This is a genomic window from Dulcicalothrix desertica PCC 7102, assembly GCF_003991905.1.
Taxonomy (GTDB): Bacteria; Cyanobacteriota; Cyanobacteriia; order Cyanobacteriales; family Nostocaceae; genus Dulcicalothrix; species Dulcicalothrix desertica.
In genome coordinates, this window is record NZ_RSCL01000001.1 from 448,106 (window position 1) to 464,621 (window position 16,516).

At 38.6% G+C, this 16,516-nt stretch carries 20 protein-coding genes; 15 read left to right on the top strand and 5 right to left on the bottom strand.

The genetic code is table 11. The annotated features are described in order from the left end of the window. Positions 1–194 precede the first annotated feature (194 nt). From DSM106972_RS01940 to DSM106972_RS01955, 3 genes are all read left to right on the top strand, one after another. On the top strand, positions 195–431 hold the full coding sequence (locus tag DSM106972_RS01940; RefSeq protein WP_127078304.1) for a hypothetical protein: 237 nt from the start codon (positions 195–197) through the stop codon (positions 429–431). Continuing rightward, the gene (locus DSM106972_RS01945; RefSeq protein WP_145837634.1) at positions 397–714 is read left to right on the top strand and encodes a sigma-70 family RNA polymerase sigma factor family protein; all 318 of its coding nucleotides are present in this window, start codon (positions 397–399) and stop codon (positions 712–714) included. The genes DSM106972_RS01940 and DSM106972_RS01945 overlap by 35 nt, the downstream gene beginning before the upstream one ends. A 122-nt stretch (positions 715–836) precedes the next feature. Further along, positions 837–1,523, top strand: coding sequence for an N-acetylmuramoyl-L-alanine amidase family protein (locus DSM106972_RS01955; protein ID WP_127078308.1), 687 nt, complete (start codon positions 837–839; stop codon positions 1,521–1,523). A gap of 90 nt (positions 1,524–1,613) precedes the next feature. Here DSM106972_RS01955 and DSM106972_RS01960 read toward each other — a convergent pair whose 3' ends face one another. Both DSM106972_RS01960 and DSM106972_RS01965 read right to left on the bottom strand, forming a co-directional pair. Further along, positions 1,614–1,907, bottom strand: a complete 294-nt coding sequence (locus DSM106972_RS01960; RefSeq protein WP_127078310.1) for an isochorismate lyase — start codon at positions 1,905–1,907, stop codon at positions 1,614–1,616. 8 nt (positions 1,908–1,915) lie between these two features. Continuing rightward, positions 1,916–2,473, bottom strand: coding sequence for a carboxymuconolactone decarboxylase family protein (locus DSM106972_RS01965; RefSeq protein WP_127078312.1), 558 nt, complete (start codon positions 2,471–2,473; stop codon positions 1,916–1,918). 108 nt (positions 2,474–2,581) lie between these two features. On the opposite strand from DSM106972_RS01965, the gene DSM106972_RS01970 reads away from it, so the two are divergent. From DSM106972_RS01970 to DSM106972_RS02005, 8 genes are all read left to right on the top strand, one after another. Further along, positions 2,582–3,166 (top strand): TetR/AcrR family transcriptional regulator, encoded by a 585-nt coding sequence (locus DSM106972_RS01970; RefSeq protein ID WP_127078314.1) that lies wholly within the window; start codon positions 2,582–2,584, stop codon positions 3,164–3,166. Positions 3,167–3,262: 96 nt separating this feature from the next. Then, complete coding sequence (locus DSM106972_RS01975; protein WP_127078316.1) at positions 3,263–3,499, top strand: hypothetical protein; 237 nt, start codon at positions 3,263–3,265, stop codon at positions 3,497–3,499. Between the two features lies 1 nt (position 3,500). Further along, on the top strand, positions 3,501–3,800 hold the full coding sequence (locus tag DSM106972_RS01980; RefSeq protein WP_127078318.1) for a hypothetical protein: 300 nt from the start codon (positions 3,501–3,503) through the stop codon (positions 3,798–3,800). A 256-nt stretch (positions 3,801–4,056) separates the two neighbouring features. After that, positions 4,057–4,443: a cyclic-phosphate processing receiver domain-containing protein gene (locus DSM106972_RS01985; protein ID WP_127078320.1), complete on the top strand. Its 387-nt coding sequence runs from the start codon at positions 4,057–4,059 to the stop codon at positions 4,441–4,443. A 203-nt stretch (positions 4,444–4,646) separates the two neighbouring features. After that, positions 4,647–5,324: an SAM-dependent methyltransferase gene (locus DSM106972_RS01990; protein WP_127078322.1), complete on the top strand. Its 678-nt coding sequence runs from the start codon at positions 4,647–4,649 to the stop codon at positions 5,322–5,324. Between the two features lie 258 nt (positions 5,325–5,582). After that, positions 5,583–6,362, top strand: a complete 780-nt coding sequence (locus DSM106972_RS01995; protein WP_127078324.1) for a M10 family metallopeptidase C-terminal domain-containing protein — start codon at positions 5,583–5,585, stop codon at positions 6,360–6,362. Between the two features lie 472 nt (positions 6,363–6,834). Further along, positions 6,835–7,695 carry a TrbL/VirB6 family protein gene (locus tag DSM106972_RS02000; protein ID WP_127078326.1) on the top strand — a complete coding sequence of 287 codons (861 nt, stop codon included), beginning with the start codon at positions 6,835–6,837 and terminating at the stop codon, positions 7,693–7,695. Positions 7,696–8,071: 376 nt separating this feature from the next. Then, entirely contained in the window at positions 8,072–8,779 is a 708-nt protein-coding gene (locus DSM106972_RS02005; RefSeq protein ID WP_127078328.1) for a calcium-binding protein, read from the top strand. 119 nt (positions 8,780–8,898) lie between these two features. Here DSM106972_RS02005 and DSM106972_RS02010 read toward each other — a convergent pair whose 3' ends face one another. Both DSM106972_RS02010 and proS read right to left on the bottom strand, forming a co-directional pair. Then, positions 8,899–9,888: a nuclease A inhibitor family protein gene (locus tag DSM106972_RS02010; protein WP_127078330.1), complete on the bottom strand. Its 990-nt coding sequence runs from the start codon at positions 9,886–9,888 to the stop codon at positions 8,899–8,901. A gap of 232 nt (positions 9,889–10,120) precedes the next feature. Further along, positions 10,121–11,926 (bottom strand): proline--tRNA ligase, encoded by a 1,806-nt coding sequence (gene proS / locus DSM106972_RS02015; RefSeq protein WP_127078332.1) that lies wholly within the window; start codon positions 11,924–11,926, stop codon positions 10,121–10,123. Between the two features lie 83 nt (positions 11,927–12,009). On the opposite strand from proS, the gene DSM106972_RS02020 reads away from it, so the two are divergent. The 3 genes from DSM106972_RS02020 (at position 12,010) to DSM106972_RS02030 (ending at position 14,287) form a co-directional block, all read left to right on the top strand. Next, positions 12,010–13,419 (top strand): 1-acyl-sn-glycerol-3-phosphate acyltransferase, encoded by a 1,410-nt coding sequence (locus DSM106972_RS02020; protein WP_127079107.1) that lies wholly within the window; start codon positions 12,010–12,012, stop codon positions 13,417–13,419. 254 nt (positions 13,420–13,673) lie between these two features. Next, positions 13,674–13,859 (top strand): hypothetical protein, encoded by a 186-nt coding sequence (locus tag DSM106972_RS02025; protein ID WP_127078334.1) that lies wholly within the window; start codon positions 13,674–13,676, stop codon positions 13,857–13,859. A gap of 5 nt (positions 13,860–13,864) precedes the next feature. Next, entirely contained in the window at positions 13,865–14,287 is a 423-nt protein-coding gene (locus DSM106972_RS02030; RefSeq protein ID WP_127078336.1) for a type II toxin-antitoxin system VapC family toxin, read from the top strand. A 59-nt stretch (positions 14,288–14,346) separates the two neighbouring features. On the opposite strand, the gene DSM106972_RS02035 is transcribed toward DSM106972_RS02030, so the two are convergent. After that, positions 14,347–14,547, bottom strand: a complete 201-nt coding sequence (locus tag DSM106972_RS02035) for a hypothetical protein (protein ID WP_127078338.1) — start codon at positions 14,545–14,547, stop codon at positions 14,347–14,349. A gap of 479 nt (positions 14,548–15,026) precedes the next feature. Here DSM106972_RS02035 and DSM106972_RS02040 point away from each other — a divergent pair, with 479 nt between their 5' ends. After that, entirely contained in the window at positions 15,027–16,499 is a 1,473-nt protein-coding gene (locus DSM106972_RS02040; RefSeq protein WP_127078340.1) for an FAD-binding protein, read from the top strand. Positions 16,500–16,516 lie beyond the last annotated feature (17 nt).

Sequence of the window (16,516 nt, forward strand, 5' to 3'; positions counted from 1 at the left end):
GTACGAAATTAAGCCATAATTAAATACTATAGTAATTATATGCGTTCTGTGCGCTGCTCATCAATTATAATTACTGTTAGTACAAAACCAGGCAAGCCTCAAGACTCCTAAATGGAATAAGATTAAGTCATATTCGTGATTTTAGGAACAAAGGCTATTGTTTTGGGAACCTTAACGAATCTATCACTAAACAATTGAAACTGACGACCGGAGCAACAACAGGAAAAAATCCTACGCCTGAGACTATTCGTGAGGGTAGCGTCCGAATGGAACAACACCCCCAATACGAGGAAACAATAAAACAAATAAAGGCAGCAGGATTTGAAATTAGAATAAGTAATGACGCTTGTGCAGAAGTAAAAGAGGTTGTGGACTTAAATGGAAACGTACTTCGAGTTGAAAAAGTACTTTATAGTCCCAGCGACATTTAAGCCACTGTATGGTTCTAGCAAAGTAGCTCGTGTTCTAATTGCAATTCGGCGCCATAAACAGTTTCCTGATTTAATTTCTAATATTGCCTTAGTTAATGGAGAACCAGGAATAGTAAATTATGTAAATGAATCTTTATATAGTACTATTAGTTTGGAAGTAGTTGAAAGTCGAATTCAATCTATTTTTGTGGTTGTGAATCCTGAGAAATTGGGTGGGTCATCTGGGACAGATACCTACGGGCGTTTTCGGGCAATATTAAAACCTGATAAGAATCAAAGCTGAATACTGGCGCCAGTTTAATGGCAACAATTGAGCAATCACCTGATGGTGCAACCGAAGCTCAAAGTGTACTTTCTGTATTAATTGATGCGAGTATAAAGTACACAAGCATAAATGGAGTTTAAATGAAACTTGTATCGTTATTACTATGCTCTGTTAGCTTATTGCTATTTAACTCATTCACTTTGGCGCAACAGCAACACGAAGCAAATATCGTTCCAGCAACCGTTAGAAAAACCAAAAACCAAAAACCTTTATCTGATATAAAAATACTAATAAATCCAGGACATGGGGGTCAAGAAACAGGCGCCGTAGGTGTAAATGGATATTTTGCCAAAAACATAAATTTGAAAGTGTCAAAGCTATTAGCTGTAGAGTTACAAAAGCGTGGGGCAATAGTAGTGATGACAAGGGATGATGATAGAGATTTATCTTTGAGTGAGCGCCAAGCAATTATAAATCAAGAAGAACCCACTATTGCTGTTACCATACATTATACTTTTGCAGAAGATGATGAGGATGCAGAAAAAGTTAAAGGAATAAGAGCTTTTTGGTATCATCCGCAATCACAAAGTTTAGCCGTCTTTATTCATAACTACCTGACTCGCAAACTCGGACGTTCTTCTGGTGGTGTTTTTTGGAATAACTTAGCGCTTACACGTCCAGAAGTAGCGCCATCAGTAGTTCTAGAATTGGGTTTTTTTAGCAACCCTGAAGAATTCGAGTGGATAACAAACACTGATGAACAAAAAAAATTAGCCTTGACTCTGGCTCTTGCTATTACACAGTGGTTTAACAAAGCTCAGGAATAAACTTTGTTTTAATGCGCTCGGTAGCTTTCGAGCAATATTAAAACCCGATAAGAACGAAAGCTGAATACTGGCGCCGCGCGTTGAGAAAATTTATTTATTTTGCCAATGCTGCATTTCTTCTTCGATAAAATAATTAACCAGGTCACTATACATTTTCTCAATTACATCTGGATTTAAACCTTCTTCTTGTGCCCAAACACGACGCTGTTGTAACATTGCTTGAAAACGCTCAGGCGCCTTAACACTTGTTTCGCTTGTTTTAAACTTAGATGCAGCCTTAACATAACCAAAACGTTGACTAAGCAAGGCAATAACTTGATGGTCGATATTGTCTATTTCTGTGCGAATATCTGTCATATTCTCGCATTCATCAGGTGTTTTCATCGTGCTATTTAAATTGCATTGCTTTCATTGTCCCATGAATAGGGTTTAAATTCTTTATCCACAGGTGTTTTAGCAAGATGGTTTGTATAGTTATGGATAACTTTGATAGCTATTCCTAAAATTACTTCTAAAACCTGTTCTTTCGTATAACCAGCATTGATAAATTCTTCAACCTCATTATCTTCCACCCAACCTCGTGCTTCAACTAGGCGCCGAGTAAATTTCTGCAATGCTTGTAATTTCGCATTTTCTAGAACTTCCCCATTACGCAATAAATCTATATCGCTCGGCAACATACAGCTAGTAGCAAGCGCAGAATGTGCTGCCATACAGTAATGACATTCATGTGCGTAATTAATAGTCAAATATATAACTTGCCGTTCAGTAGGCGTAAAGCTAGTTGTCTCAAATAAATCCCACAATATCATTCCACCTTTCAATACTGGAGGCGCCGAAGCTAAAACTCCTTCAAGATTTGGAATTATGCCAAACGTATCTTTTGCATGAGCCAGCATTTCTTTGGAAGCAGAAGGCGCCGTTTCTATGGTGTGAACTGTAAATTCCATGCGTTTTTCCTCGGTGATTAACTTGAGGGAGACAAACTTGTCTACATTTAATGAATGCTAGTATATACGCATGGAGACAAACTTGTCTACCTTAATTTATTTAAAAATATGACCATTGATACGAGTGCTGCTAGGCTAAAAATTTTAGAAACAGCATCTGAACTCTTTTATCAAAAGGGAATTCAGCATGTTGGTATAAACGAAGTGATTGCGGAGTCAGGTGTAGCCAAACGAACTTTATATCGTTGGTTTCCCTCTAAAGATAAGTTGATTGAATCTGTGATGGAACACCGCGCGCAGCAGTGGATTCAATGGTTTGAAAATGCTGTTACTGAACGTGGTAACACACCGAAAGAGCGACTATTAGCAACGTTTGATGTCTTGCGAGACTGGTATGCATCACCGGGATTTCGCGGATGTCCGTTTATTAATGCGGTGTTAGAAATCGCCGATGCATCGCACAAAGCACACCATATTTCAATTGATTTACGTGAATCTATTCGTCAAATTATCATGCGTTTGGCAGCAGAAACAGGAGTGCAAAACCCAGATGCTTTTTCTAGACAGTATCTATTATTGATTGGTGGCGCCAGTTTGATGGCAACAATTGAACAGTCACCCGATGGAGCAACATTTGCTCAAAGCGCGCTTTCAGTTTTAATTGATGCAAGTTTAAATAAAAGTCTTATATAAGAGGATTACAAGTCTGCCATTCACATCCCTTAAAGTCCCTATATATTGAACTCAAATGTTGTTTTGACCGCTATTTCAACGCTATACTTCATAGCGATGAAGCAATTAAGGGGGCACTACCATCGAAGAGTAGACGATATTTATCAAAAATTGAAAAAAGCAGGTGCAAATGTAGGCGATTTCCAATTTCTTGTGCGAAGAAGCGATGGTGCAGTTTTTGTAAACGACCCAACTAATTTTGGCTTGCGTAGACAAGGCCCGCAAGGAGATATCCAAAATATTATCGAGCGATTTAAGAAAATATTAAGAGATAAGAATAAAGGAGCAGAATAATATGTTAACGGACACTGAATTATTAGATTTGCTACCATTGAAACAAAAAGATTTTCTTGCCAAATGTATTGGTCGTAAACTGGTGGAAATTGACCGTTTTTTTGGTATCGACCTTCCATCGTTTCTTGAAGGTGGGCATTTTACTGAAGCAGAGTACTTCTCTTATAACTCAGGCGCAGTAAAGTTTCATTTTGAAGGTAATTTAATTTATGTGCTTGATGTTTATGGTGAACAGCTATCAATTGTAGTATTGCCCATGAATATCGAAAGTAACGAGTTTATAAAAATATATCAACTTTAAAAATTATCCTTTGCTCCACCTTCACTTAAAGGTTGTATTGGTAGAATATGCCGTGATGTTCGCATCTGGACTCTAAAAGAAGATTTTGAATCTCTTGAAGCTAAACAAGTAGCTGTTTCTTATCTTTTTGATGAGAGTGAGCTATTTTATTGCATTTACCTAGTAGATGATTTTGATAGTGACTATTTACTTTTAGGACAAGATGTTCCGCTCGACAAAATAGACAGTTGTTTTTCAGTTGCACTTGGAGAATACATTGACCCAAGAAAATTATCAGAACCAGTTTACAGTCTCGCTTAGGGTTTTAATAATAGAAGATACAGAAGAACGTCAAAGTATTTTAACTTCTCTTTACCGCTCTCATGCGTGGATGCTAGTCAATACTGATATTATTTCTCTCGACTACAATCTGCGTGGAGAATTAAACGGCGCCGATGTAGCAAAGGAAATAAAGTTATCTCGAAACACAAACACCAAAATAATTGTACATTCGCTCAATCCTAAAGGGGTAAAGCAAATATTAAAAATTATCCTTGATGCTATTACATACCCTATATCTAGAATGGTTCGCTCTAATAAGCATTTCAAGTACCTTAGAGGTTGTTTGAAAAGTGCCCGTGAATGTCATGCTGAGGAACGTTAACGCAGTTTTCCCGCAGGGTAGCATCTCAGTATGTGTCCAAAACCCTAGATTCTACCCTTCGGGAAAGCTTCGCTTACGTTCCGTAAGACTCCACTCAGAATGACAATTTATACCTTATCTGACTTTTCAAACATCCTCTTAGAGCTAAAATTGACGAATTGGGTGTAAACTACGATTGGTCAAAATAACATTATTTTTGAGCAATGAAACTAAATGAAGTTGTGCCTTGGGGCAGGACGCTAGAAGAATATAAGTTAATGTTCAACCTGTCAGAGACAGATTTGAGAGCTACAATTCTTGGTTGTGGCGATGGACCCGCTAGCTTTAATGCCGAAATCACAGAACTCGGATACTCCGTTAAGTCCATTGACCCAATATATCAATTTTCGGCGCCACAAATTAGACAGCGTGTGCAAGAAACTTACGAACAAGTCATTTCACAATTAAACCTAAACCCAAATCGTTATGTTTGGAAACACTTTAATGGCGCCGAAGAACTAGGTCAAGTCCGTCTCGCCACAATGGAAAGATTCTTATTAGATTACGAAGCTGGTAAAATTACAGGACGCTACTTGCCGCAATCTTTACCAAAATTAGAATTTGCAGATAATCAATTTGAATTATGCCTATGTTCTCATTTACTCTTTCTATACTCAGACAAGTTATCTCTTGATTTTCATGTTGCTTCAATTAATGAACTTCTACGAATTTCTAAAGAAGTTAGGATTTTTCCTTTACTCAATCTTGACTGTGAATTATCACCTTATTTAGAACCAGTTATTCAAGACTTATTGAGCAAAGGTTTCAGCGCTTCTGTTCAACCCGTTGCCTACGAATTTCAAAAAGGTGGTAATCAAATGTTGAAAATCAATGTGTTGTAGAGACGCGATTAATCGCGTCTCTACGTAAATAAATATTTTAAATTGTATTGAATTTTGCAGGCGTGTTACCGTATTATGTTTAATTTTACAATATAAAAGCCTGGACTAACTTAGCGCAATTTGAACCAAACTGGCATACATAATTTACGAAAAATTACGGTGGTAAAAAATGTAAGGCTTCGTAAGAATTATACAGACACAACAAGTGCTTCACTACAGGTGCTGAGACTCAAACAACACCTCAAATAGGGGAAAAATATGGAATTATTTACTTACAATTCCAGCAACGGCAACTACAGCTTTTCCACTAACCCAGCAAATGTATCTCTGAATGGCAATTCACTTAACTCGTCCCTTCAGGGCTTATTTAACCTGACTGGAACTGATTCAGGTCTGTTTAATCAAATCAGGTCGTGGCGCGCTCCGGCTTCCCAAAGTTTGGATATCTTGTCCACCAACCTTAACAGTATGGTTAGTAAAGTGGCAGACAATACTACCGCGAGCGGAAACATGATTAGCGTGGTTGGAACTGGCAACATTCTAAATGCAACAGGAGAAAATGCCACTTTGAGTGTAGTAGGCGATAACAATGCCTTAAATGGAGGGTCAAGCAACAATACTTTCAGCGTAGTGGGAGACGGCAATACTGTGACTGGAGGTTCAGGAAACGATACTTTTAGCGCTGTTGGCATTAACACCCTTATTGGTGGCGAAGGTAATAATACTTTTGTTCTGCCTTCGGACTACTCGTCGTCTTCTAGTAATGCGGCGCCGGGGCAAAGCTTAATTGTGGACTTTAAACAAGGAACTGACAAATTGCAGTTGCCTACAGTAACAAATGTCACAGGCGCCACACCTTCTTTCAGAGTAGTCAACTACAATGAATTGACTTTCACACAGAAAGAACAAAATACTGATATCAGCTATCAGGGCAACCCGTTGGCAGAGCTTCAAAACATTTCTACCAGTCAACTTCAAGAAACAGACTTTGTACAACCCAAGAACATTAATTTGCAAGGAGTAACAATTTCTTCCTAAAGGACTTCCACATCAAAAAATCTTCAAAACTTTCTTGTGGAGCGGGCATCCTTGCCCGCCTACGTTTAAAACAGGCAAAAGCTTGCGCTTGAGCGGAGCGATGCCCGTTCCACATTCCGGAAGAATTTAATTTTTGGTAGTCCCTTAAGTTAACACAGTTAATATCTTGTAATATATTGGTTTTCGCTACGCGTAAACCCAAGCTATAATTATTCTTATAGAATTTGACTTACATGAATATTTAGAAGGTTTGCAAAACTTAATTATTCAATTAAAAAGAAAATATTAAAATTTAGAATATTAATTCTTAGTTAAGTTTAGCTATAATTAGCATCATAACTAGTAAATTTACTTAGAAAGCAGCAAAGCAGTAGCATTACGGAAATTTTAATGATTTTCAGAACTGTATTAATTTTATTGTTTTGAAGGGAATCATGTAAGTAAAGCATAAGTTTTTACTTCGTGATTAACAATGGATTTTTTCAAATTAACTCAAGGCACCTTTGAATCTGTTACAAAAACTGCATCACAAGCAGGGGAAGCAGTAGGTAATGCTGCATCACAAGCTACTCAAGCAGTAGTTGGAACCGCAGTTGGAGTTGGAGAAGCAGTTGGTGGCGCAGCCGTATGTGCTGGGCAAGCAGTAGTTGGAACCGCAGTTGGAGTTGGAGAAGCAGTTGGTGGTGCAGCAGTATATACAGGGCAAGCTGTAGCGCACACTGCTGTGAAGACAGGAGAAATGATAGGTGGCGCCGTTGCACATGGTGGTTCGGTAGTAGTTGGTACAGCAGCAGGTATTGGAGGGGGAGTTATAAATACTGCTTCACAAGCTGCTTCTTCTGTTGCCACAACCGCAGTTAAAGCAGGAGAAACTATTGGTGGCGCCGTTGCACATGGAGGTTCGGTAATAGTTGGTACAGCAGCTGGTATTGGAGGAGGAGTTATAAATACTGCTTCACAAGCTGCTTCTTCTGTTGCTACAACCGCAGTTAAGGCAGGAGAAACTATTGGTGGCGCCGTTGCACATGGTGGTACGGTAGTAGTTGGTACAGTTATGGGAGCCAAAGATGCAGTTGTCAATACAGCTTCGCAAGCAACCAATGCTGTAGCAGGAAATGTAGCCAAAGCCGGAGAAACGGTTAAAAATAGTTTATTTTCGTTTATTTATGGTGTAGCAGTTTTGGTTATTGCTTTATTAGGTGTCATTAATGGTTTTGTAATGGCTTATGTTTATGGCAAACAAGAAATTTCTTTAATTGCTGCGGGTCTTTCAGCTATATTTTTCTTTTTCGCAATTGTATATAAAAACCAGTTTTTAAAATGGTTTAGCTGAAATCCTGTCCCAATGTCAGTAAATAGTTCAGATAATAATCTCTTTATTTTATAAGAGGCGTGATAGTTTTTAATATTTTATCTAATTGTTCCCCAACCCGAAGTAGGGAAGGGGTTAGGGGTTAGGTTTTTTATATTTTTGTTGCAGTGAATTTTAATATTATGACACGGGCAGGGACGCCCGTTCCACAATCTATAATCCTATAATCCACAAATTACAATTTACTACTTAGCACTTTTTGAACTAAGCTGTTCTGAATATTTGCGAAAAATTACGGTGGCAAACAAATGGAAGGTTTCGTAAGAATTACACTGACTTAACAAGTGCTTGCTCATAGGTGGTGAGACTTAAACGATACCTCAAACCAGGGATTAATATGGAATTAACCGTTTACAATTCTGGCAATAGCAGTCAGAGCCTTTCATATCAGCCAACGAATACATCTTTAAATACTAATTTACTAAATTCTGGTGTTGACCCAGGTTTGGTTACTCAGACAAGTTTATCGCGTGCGAGTTCTCCTCAACAGCGTACAGACAATACTGCCCAAAGCAGAAACGTCATTAATGTGGTTGGAAGTGGTAATACTTTAAATGCGGCAGCAGGAGGCGCCACCCTAAATGTGACGGGTAATAATAATGTATTAAATGGGGGGTCAGGTAACGATGTCTTCAATGTAGTGGGAGATGGCAACACTTTAATTGGAGGTAATGGTAACGATGTTCTTAGCGCTGAGGGCAATAATACGCTTATTGGTGGCGAAGGTAATGATACTTTTGTTATACCTTCTATCTATTTTTCGTCCCCTAGTACTCGTAACCCAGTGCAGGGGCAAAGCTTTATTCAGGACTTTCAAATTGGAACTGATAAACTACAGTTGCCTTCGCTAACAACTGTTGTAATAAATGCCAGAAGTGCTACATCTTCGTTTAGAGTGGTCGATTATAACGAACTAACTCTCACACAGAATGGACTAAATACTTTTGTTAACTATCAGGGTAATTCTTTGGCGGAACTTCAAAATGTTTCAGTCAATCAACTGAAAGAAGTGGACTTTGTGCAACCTAAGAGTTTTATTGCGTGAGGGTTGATTATTACTCCTTAACTTTTGTAGGATGGGCATCCCTGCCCGTCCTTGAAAATTTATGAGTTATTTTCTCGCATTTTTGTGAGATAGTCATCAAAATTTAAGTATTGAGGTATCTACCAATTCGCACGAGTTGAAATACCAAGCAAATCGCCTTCGATTGTACGACCAATACTATAAATATCACATACTATACCTAGCCCTATTGTGTATTCTCGCATATCTATTAATTTTGACTTAAGAAATTCATCTAAAGGTCGGAACTTCTCCTTATCAGCTTCTTCAAGGTCAAGAGAACTATAATCATCAAAAGTAGATATATTTAAGAGTTGTAAAGAGGAAAGTAATCTAGTTAATAAGTTATCTTTTGTATGTGACATTTCTACAATAGCACTTTTTTTGGTATACCTAGCTGTAAAATGTATTACGGGGAAATCTATATTTTTAACAAATTTTTCAATATAGTTGTTCAAATTTATTGTATTTAAAAATGTGGATTTTTCAGGAAGTGGCAAAATTTTTCCCCCTTTCCTCTTCGTAGAACCAGACATATCCATATCAGGTGCAATGCCAACCCAATCATGTTCAAATGTCTCTCCTAAGATAATGTGAAAAGCTTCCTGTTCACAACAAATAATCCCTCTTTTATAAAATTCGCTTTGGTTCTTTTTATTTATTGATAACTGATATAATAAATCAGGATTCCCGATTAGAGATTTTGTTAGTGATTCTTTGCGTGTATTAGGATTTCTTCTAGAGCCTATGAGTAAGTTCCTTACTAAGTAAATCTCTGTGGTTTTAAAATTAGAGTTACAGAAGTTAATAAGCTCTTTATATCTCAAACTCATTTCTGCGGCAGTTTCAGCAGGATTAGGTGTATCATAACCACACCAACTAGCTTCTGAAGAAACATATTTTAATAAATCATCACATTTTACAGGATATAAAAATCCTTCTGATTTAAGAAATTTCTCTATAGTAAAGTCTCCCTTTTCAGCTAATTCCCATACAAATGGTTCAAACCCATCATCACTCTGACTACGATAGTGAATGTTTTGAGTTAGTTTAACAACTTGCTGTATAAATTCTATATTGCTAGATTTCATAGTAAAAAGATATATTGCTTAATAACATAATTTAGATAGAATTGTTAAATAAGGCGCCATACCTATTCTAATGGTGCTGTTTTTTGTTCAAATTATACAGATGTTATGTTGGGTTACGCTGACGCTTTACCCAACCTACAATTTAATAATTCTTGTGGGATGTACATCCTTGCCCGTCTCTTTATATTTATTTTGAACAGGCAGGGATGCCTGTTCCACAAGATACAAGATATTATTTAATTGCTTCTTGAATCCATTGTTTTAAAGTTGGTACAACATCTTCAATTGCAATTTCTTGTGTTTCTTTGGTTTTGCGCTGAACTAGTTCAACTTTGCCGTTTGCTAAGGCTTTACCTGTGACTATTCTAAAGGGTATCCCGATTAAGTCGGCGTCTTTGAATTTAACACCTGCGCGCTCGTTTCTATCGTCTAGCAATGTTTCTATACCTGCTTTATTAAGTTCTGTGTAGAGTTGTTCTGCTGCTTCGACTTGTTTGGCATCGCTGATGTTGGGTATACAAATAATCGCGTGATAGGGTGCGATAGCTACGGGGAAAATTATTCCGTCTTTATCGTAAGATTGTTCGACTGCTGATTGTGCCAGTCTCGAAACTCCCACACCGTAACAACCCATAACAAGGGGTTTTTCTTCTCCTTGTTCGTTGGTAAATGTGGCGCCCATTGCTTGTGAGTACTTAGTTCCTAGTTGGAATATATGACCTACTTCGATACCCCGCGCGCTTTGAATTGTTTGCTGTGGGTTATGTACTGCCCTGTCTCCGGGTCTAGCTTTACGCACATCTACGGTGATGTCTGGTAATTTAATTTGCTCGTTCCAATTGGCGCCTACAACATGATACCCAGCAGTATCGGCGCCTGTAGCAAAGTTTTTTAAGTCAACAGCAGTTTTATCGACTAAGCGTAAAAACTTTGGCGCAATATCTTTAGCTGATTTAATATGGTCGTCTGTTAAATCAGGTGCAATATAACCCAATGGTAAAGCTTTTGCTGCCCATTTTGATTGTGCATCGGCATCGGGAACGACTAGCTTTAATAATGCACTGGCGCCATACTGTGAAGCTACCTTGGTTAATTCGTTTTGTAATTTGACTTCGTTAACTTCTTGGTCGCCACGGATATTTACTAATACCAGTACCGTCATGCCGTTGTCGTAAGAAGCTTGATATAAAACGTTTTTGACGACGTTGGTAGGGGAACACTTGAGGAACGTACACATTTTTTCTATTGTCTCGGTTCCTGGTGTTTCGACTTTTTCGTAATTTGTAAAAGGTGAAGGTTCTGCATCGGCAGGTAATGAAACTGCTTTCTCTACGTTTGCAGCATATTGCCCATCTTCAGTGTAAAGTACTTCGTCCTCTCCTGCTTCGGCAAGTACCATAAATTCGGTTGAACCACTTCCACCAATGGCGCCTGAGTCTGCTTCAACTGGACGAAACGCTAAACCTGAACGACGCAGCATGTTACTGTACGCTTGGTACATATCTTGATAGGTTTTCTTTAAACTTTCCTCGTCAGCGTGGAACGAGTAGCCATCCTTCATAATAAACTCGCGTCCCCGCATCAAACCAAAGCGAGGGCGAATTTCATCGCGGAACTTGGTTTGTATTTGATAAAGGTGTTGAGGTAACTGACGGTACGAACGAATCATATCGCGCGCTACATACGTAATTACTTCTTCGTGCGTAGGACCCAAAGCTACCTGACTATCGCGTCTATCGGTAAGGGCAAACATGATACCCTCAGCTTTAGTGTATGTATCCCAACGTCCCGACTCTTTCCATAATTCCGCAGGCTGCAATTGTGGTAAAAGACACTCTTGGGCGCCAGTAGCATTCATTTCTTCGCGCACTATCTGAGAAACCTTTTGCAATACCCGCCACATTAGCGGCATGTACGCATAAAGACCAGCACCGATGCGACGAATATAACCTGCGCGAAGTAACAATTTATGACTAGGAATCTCAGCATCCGCTGGGTCATCTCTAAGCGTGACGAATAACATTTGTGACAGTCGCATCGTTGTCCCCTTTTAGCTATAGTTGATTTCGTTCTCGGTTAAGTTTAAAGCAAATATTTTAAATTTTAGATTTCCCAATGTTTATGTACCAAGCACAACCACCTCTCGAATTTATCGCTCCCAAGTACAACCCTCAATTTCTGCGTCTTACTCATTTGCTGCTACCACTGTGGATGCGCGCGCAAACCTCACTTACCAAGGTAGAAGCAGAAAATGTTGAAACATTAGTAGATTTGTACAGTCAGTTTCAAGCGGGTAAAATCCGTTTTATGTTAGCATTTCGCCACCCCAAAACCGATGACCCAATCGCATTAGGGTACTTGTTTTCTCGAATCGTACCAGAAGTTGCACGTCATAAAGGCATTAAATTCACGGCGCCTGTTCACGCTCATTGTATCTATGACCGAGGCATTCCACTTTGGGCAGGCGCCCACATGGGGTGGATATTGCAGTATTTAGGAGGAACACCAATACAACGTGGCAAAGCAGATTGGACGGGACTTAGAAGCGCACGCGATTTGTTCGCAAACGGAGCTTTTCCAATGGCAGCGGCGCCGGAAGGTGCTACAAATGGTTTGTCAGAAATAGTTAGTCCACTTGAACCAGGTATCTCGCAAATGGCATTTTGGTGCGCTGAAGATTTACAGAAAGCAGGACGCACCGAACAAGTTGTAATATTACCAGTTGGAATTAAATATAGTTATGTAACCGAACCGTGGGACGCCATTAATGATTTACTCACCGAACTCGAAGTAAAAAGCGGGTTAAAAAGTGAGGAGTTAGGAGTTAGGAGTGAGGAGTTAACTTCTTCTACTCAGCACTCAGCACTCAGCACTCAGCACTCTTTATACTCTCGTTTGCTGCGTTTAGCAGAACATTTACTGTCAATAATGGAAAACTTTTACACTAAGTTCTACCACTGCAAATTATCAACAAACGGTGGCGCCGAATTACCAAGTGATAAAAATGAAGCTATAGCCGCGCGGTTACGTGCATTATTAGATGTAATATTACAAGTAGCAGAAGACTTTTTTAAATTACAACCCAAAGGTAGTTTAAACGATAGATGTCGAAGAGTCGAGCAAGCTGGTTGGAACTGTATTTTTAGAGAAGACTTTAAAGATATTAAGACATTATCTGTTGTAGAAAAAGGTTTAGGCAATCGTGCTGCTCTTGAAGCTAATATGCGAATGTGGCACATGCGCGTAGTTGAAAGCTTCGTTGCTGTTACAGGCAGTTATGTACGAGAAAATCCCACACCCGAACGCTTCGCTGAAACTCTTCTAATTTTATGGGAGATGGTAACACGAATCACTGAAGGAAATACCTCTCGGCGCCCAAATTTAGGTAAGCAAAAAGCTAATATTATTATAGGTACACCAATATCTGTTTCTGATAGATATTCAGAATATAAAGAAAGTCGTAGTGGCGCCAGACTTGCAGTAGCTGATTTAACCAAAGAATTACAAGTAAGCTTAGAAAAATTAATTTAAAATTGAACATACACAAACGTAGGGTGTGGCGCCTTGATAAAACTTGAGCGTAGTGATAAAACTTGTGGCGCCACGCACCGACTTTGAATTGTGACTAAACATATTTTTCGCTTTTGTTATACTTACGTTGTTGTGATTGATTAGGATAAGATTAAACAGCACGGTAATTATGTCTTTGGATGGTAATTTATAATTGACCTACTTTGCTGCATCATATAAAATAGTAATTAATGTTAAACAGGCGCCATAAGAATATGACTACTCATAAACTACCTCAGAAAAAGAAGAAAGCTCAGAAGAATGAACACCCGCTTGCAGACCTTGAAGGCAAGTTTGGGGGTGAACTCTGGGAAGCGACTCTTGAAGAAATAAAACGCTTTAGAGAAGCAGAAAAAGAAGAGATTAATAAAATTTTAGATAGTAGTTTAGATGACAAGTAACACCAGTGTATATACTTGATACAATCATTGTTAGTAATTATCTAGATAAACGTCGTAATTTTCCGCTTATTGGAAAAAAGATTCGGAGTAAGCCGCCTGAATCAATATTTGTTAGCATTATTACCGTTGAGGAAATAATCCAGGGTCTTTTAGCTATAATTCAAAAATCAAGGCAGAAATCCTCTGTAATAAATGCGTATCAGGAATTTGAAGAATTATTTGAAGCGCTGCATCGCTTTCAAATCTTGCCTTATACTTCGGAGGCAGAACAAATTTATCAATCATTATCTCCGAAAGTAAAGCGCGTAGGAACCCAAGATTGTAGAATTGCTGCAACTGCTTGCTCAAAGGGATATATTGTGGTTACGGCAAATGTAGGTGATTTTGAGAGAATTGGAATTGTTTCAATTGAAGACTGGACGCAGTAGTATTAAATCAATTTTCAATTATCGCTATATTTGTCAAAAATTTCGTATAACTCGATGTTTTACAAGTGGGTAAAACCTCTTTTTATTAAATGTTGTAATGCTTTTTTAGCTAGTCTATCTAATTTCCCCGCAGCGACATCTGCCTCAAATTGCTTATCCCATATAGCAGCGTCGAAGGAAGCAAACCATAAACGGAAACTTGTAAGCTCTTCTTCTGAAAGCTGACTGATGGCAAGCTTAATTTCTTCAAGGGTTTTCATACATTAGCTTTCTTTCGCAATAACTCTACTTACTCAAGTATATATAATAAATGAATCCATTCCGATGGTGGAATGGTACAAACTTTGCGAATTGTAGGTTGGGTGGAGCGCGAGTGCGTAACCCAATATAGATAATAAAAATTGTTGGGTTCCGTTCCTCCACGCAACCTACGATTAAGTTTTGCGCGCTCTTTGTAAGCGACATTCATTCCTATGGTGCCTTAATCATTATTGGTAATTTCCATTACACAAGCCCTTCAATCTTAGGCGCCATCCAGTAATTAGATGTTGAAGAAAGCCTTGTACGTAATAATACTAGATTTAATGTATTTCCTCGCTAGTTTTTAATTTTAACTTGCTGCTTAAAACTTAACTTTAGTTGAGGAAAGCATATCTAACTTTTCTAGTATAATATCGTTAATTTAAGATTTTACAGCGCAATAAAATTTTCTCGCTAGCAATTGCTAAAACTATTTCTTATGAAAAATAGTCTATCACGTCGCGATATCTTGCAAGGTTTGATTACGAGTACTGTTGTCATTGGGTTTGATACAGTTTGTCGTTCATGGGTGACACATGCGAATGCAGCAGAATTATTTGTCAATTTACCAGATTTAGATGGAGTACTTTACACTGATGATGCTACGCGCGAAAAGGCTGCTGATGATTTTGGACATTTAGTACGTCATTATCCGAAAGCTGTACTTAAACCAGGTTCGATTAATGATATTGTCAAGATAATCAGATTTGCTCGTAATTACAATCTCAAAGTTGCCGCGCGCGGTCAGGGTCATACTTGCTACGGTCAGGCACAAGTAGAAAATGGTGTGGTCATTGATACAAGTACGCTGAATAAAATTCATAATATTAATACTCTTCAAGTGGTTGTTGATGCTGGGGTGCGGTGGAGTGAGCTATTGCAAGCAACATTGCCACAACAATTGACACCACCTGTTCTTACCGATTACTTAGAACTGTCGATTGGAGGCACATTATCAAATGGTGGTATAGGTGGTGCAGCTCACCGCTATGGTGTGCAAGTTGATAATGTTTTAGAACTTCAGGTTGTGACTGGTGAGGGTGAGCTTTTAACTTGTTCGTTTTATAAAAATCGAGATTTATTTGAAGCGGTGTTAGCAGGTTTGGGGCAGTGTGCAATTATAGTCAGGGCAACTGTCCGATTAATCAAAGCCTTTGCTAATGCCCGTGTATTTCTCCTAGATTATGACGATTTAGCTACTTTTACTCGTGACCAACGCTTACTTATTGATTCGGAACGATTTAATTATGTAGAAGGTCAAATTGTAAGCAAACAAGACGGTGGATGGCGCTATCTGTTAGAGGCAGCTAGCTTTTATACACCACCACTAGAGCCAGACAATACCAGGCTGCTCGCCTCCTTAAGCTATACTAAAGGTTCCGAAAAAATTGAAGATAAAAGTTATTTCGACTTTCTCAATCGTTTAGCTCCGACTGTTGCTTTCCTTAAATCGATTGATGTTTGGTCTAACCCTCATCCTTGGATTAACTTGTTTGTACCAGCAACTGCTGTAGACCAATATATTAGTGAGGTTGTTTCCACTTTGACTTTAGCTGACACAGGAAATAGTCCAGTTCTGCTATATCCTGTGAAAACAAACCGTTTCACACTGCCATTGTTTAGAGTACCCAACGAGCAAATCGCGTTTCTCTTTACGATTTTACGAACTGCACCGCCAAATGATGATACTACGAAAGTACGTATGCTCAATGACAACCGAAAATTGTTTGAGCGTAACCGCGATTTGAATGGTACTCGTTATCCCGTTGATGCCATCGCGTTCTCTCAAGAAGATTGGCAACAACATTTTGGTCGAACCTGGAGCAAATTAGTCAATGCCAAGCGACGTTATGACCCTGCTCGCATTCTTACTCCCGGTCAAAGTATTTTCAGTCTTCTTAAAAAGTCATGATTATTACTAATTTTTAG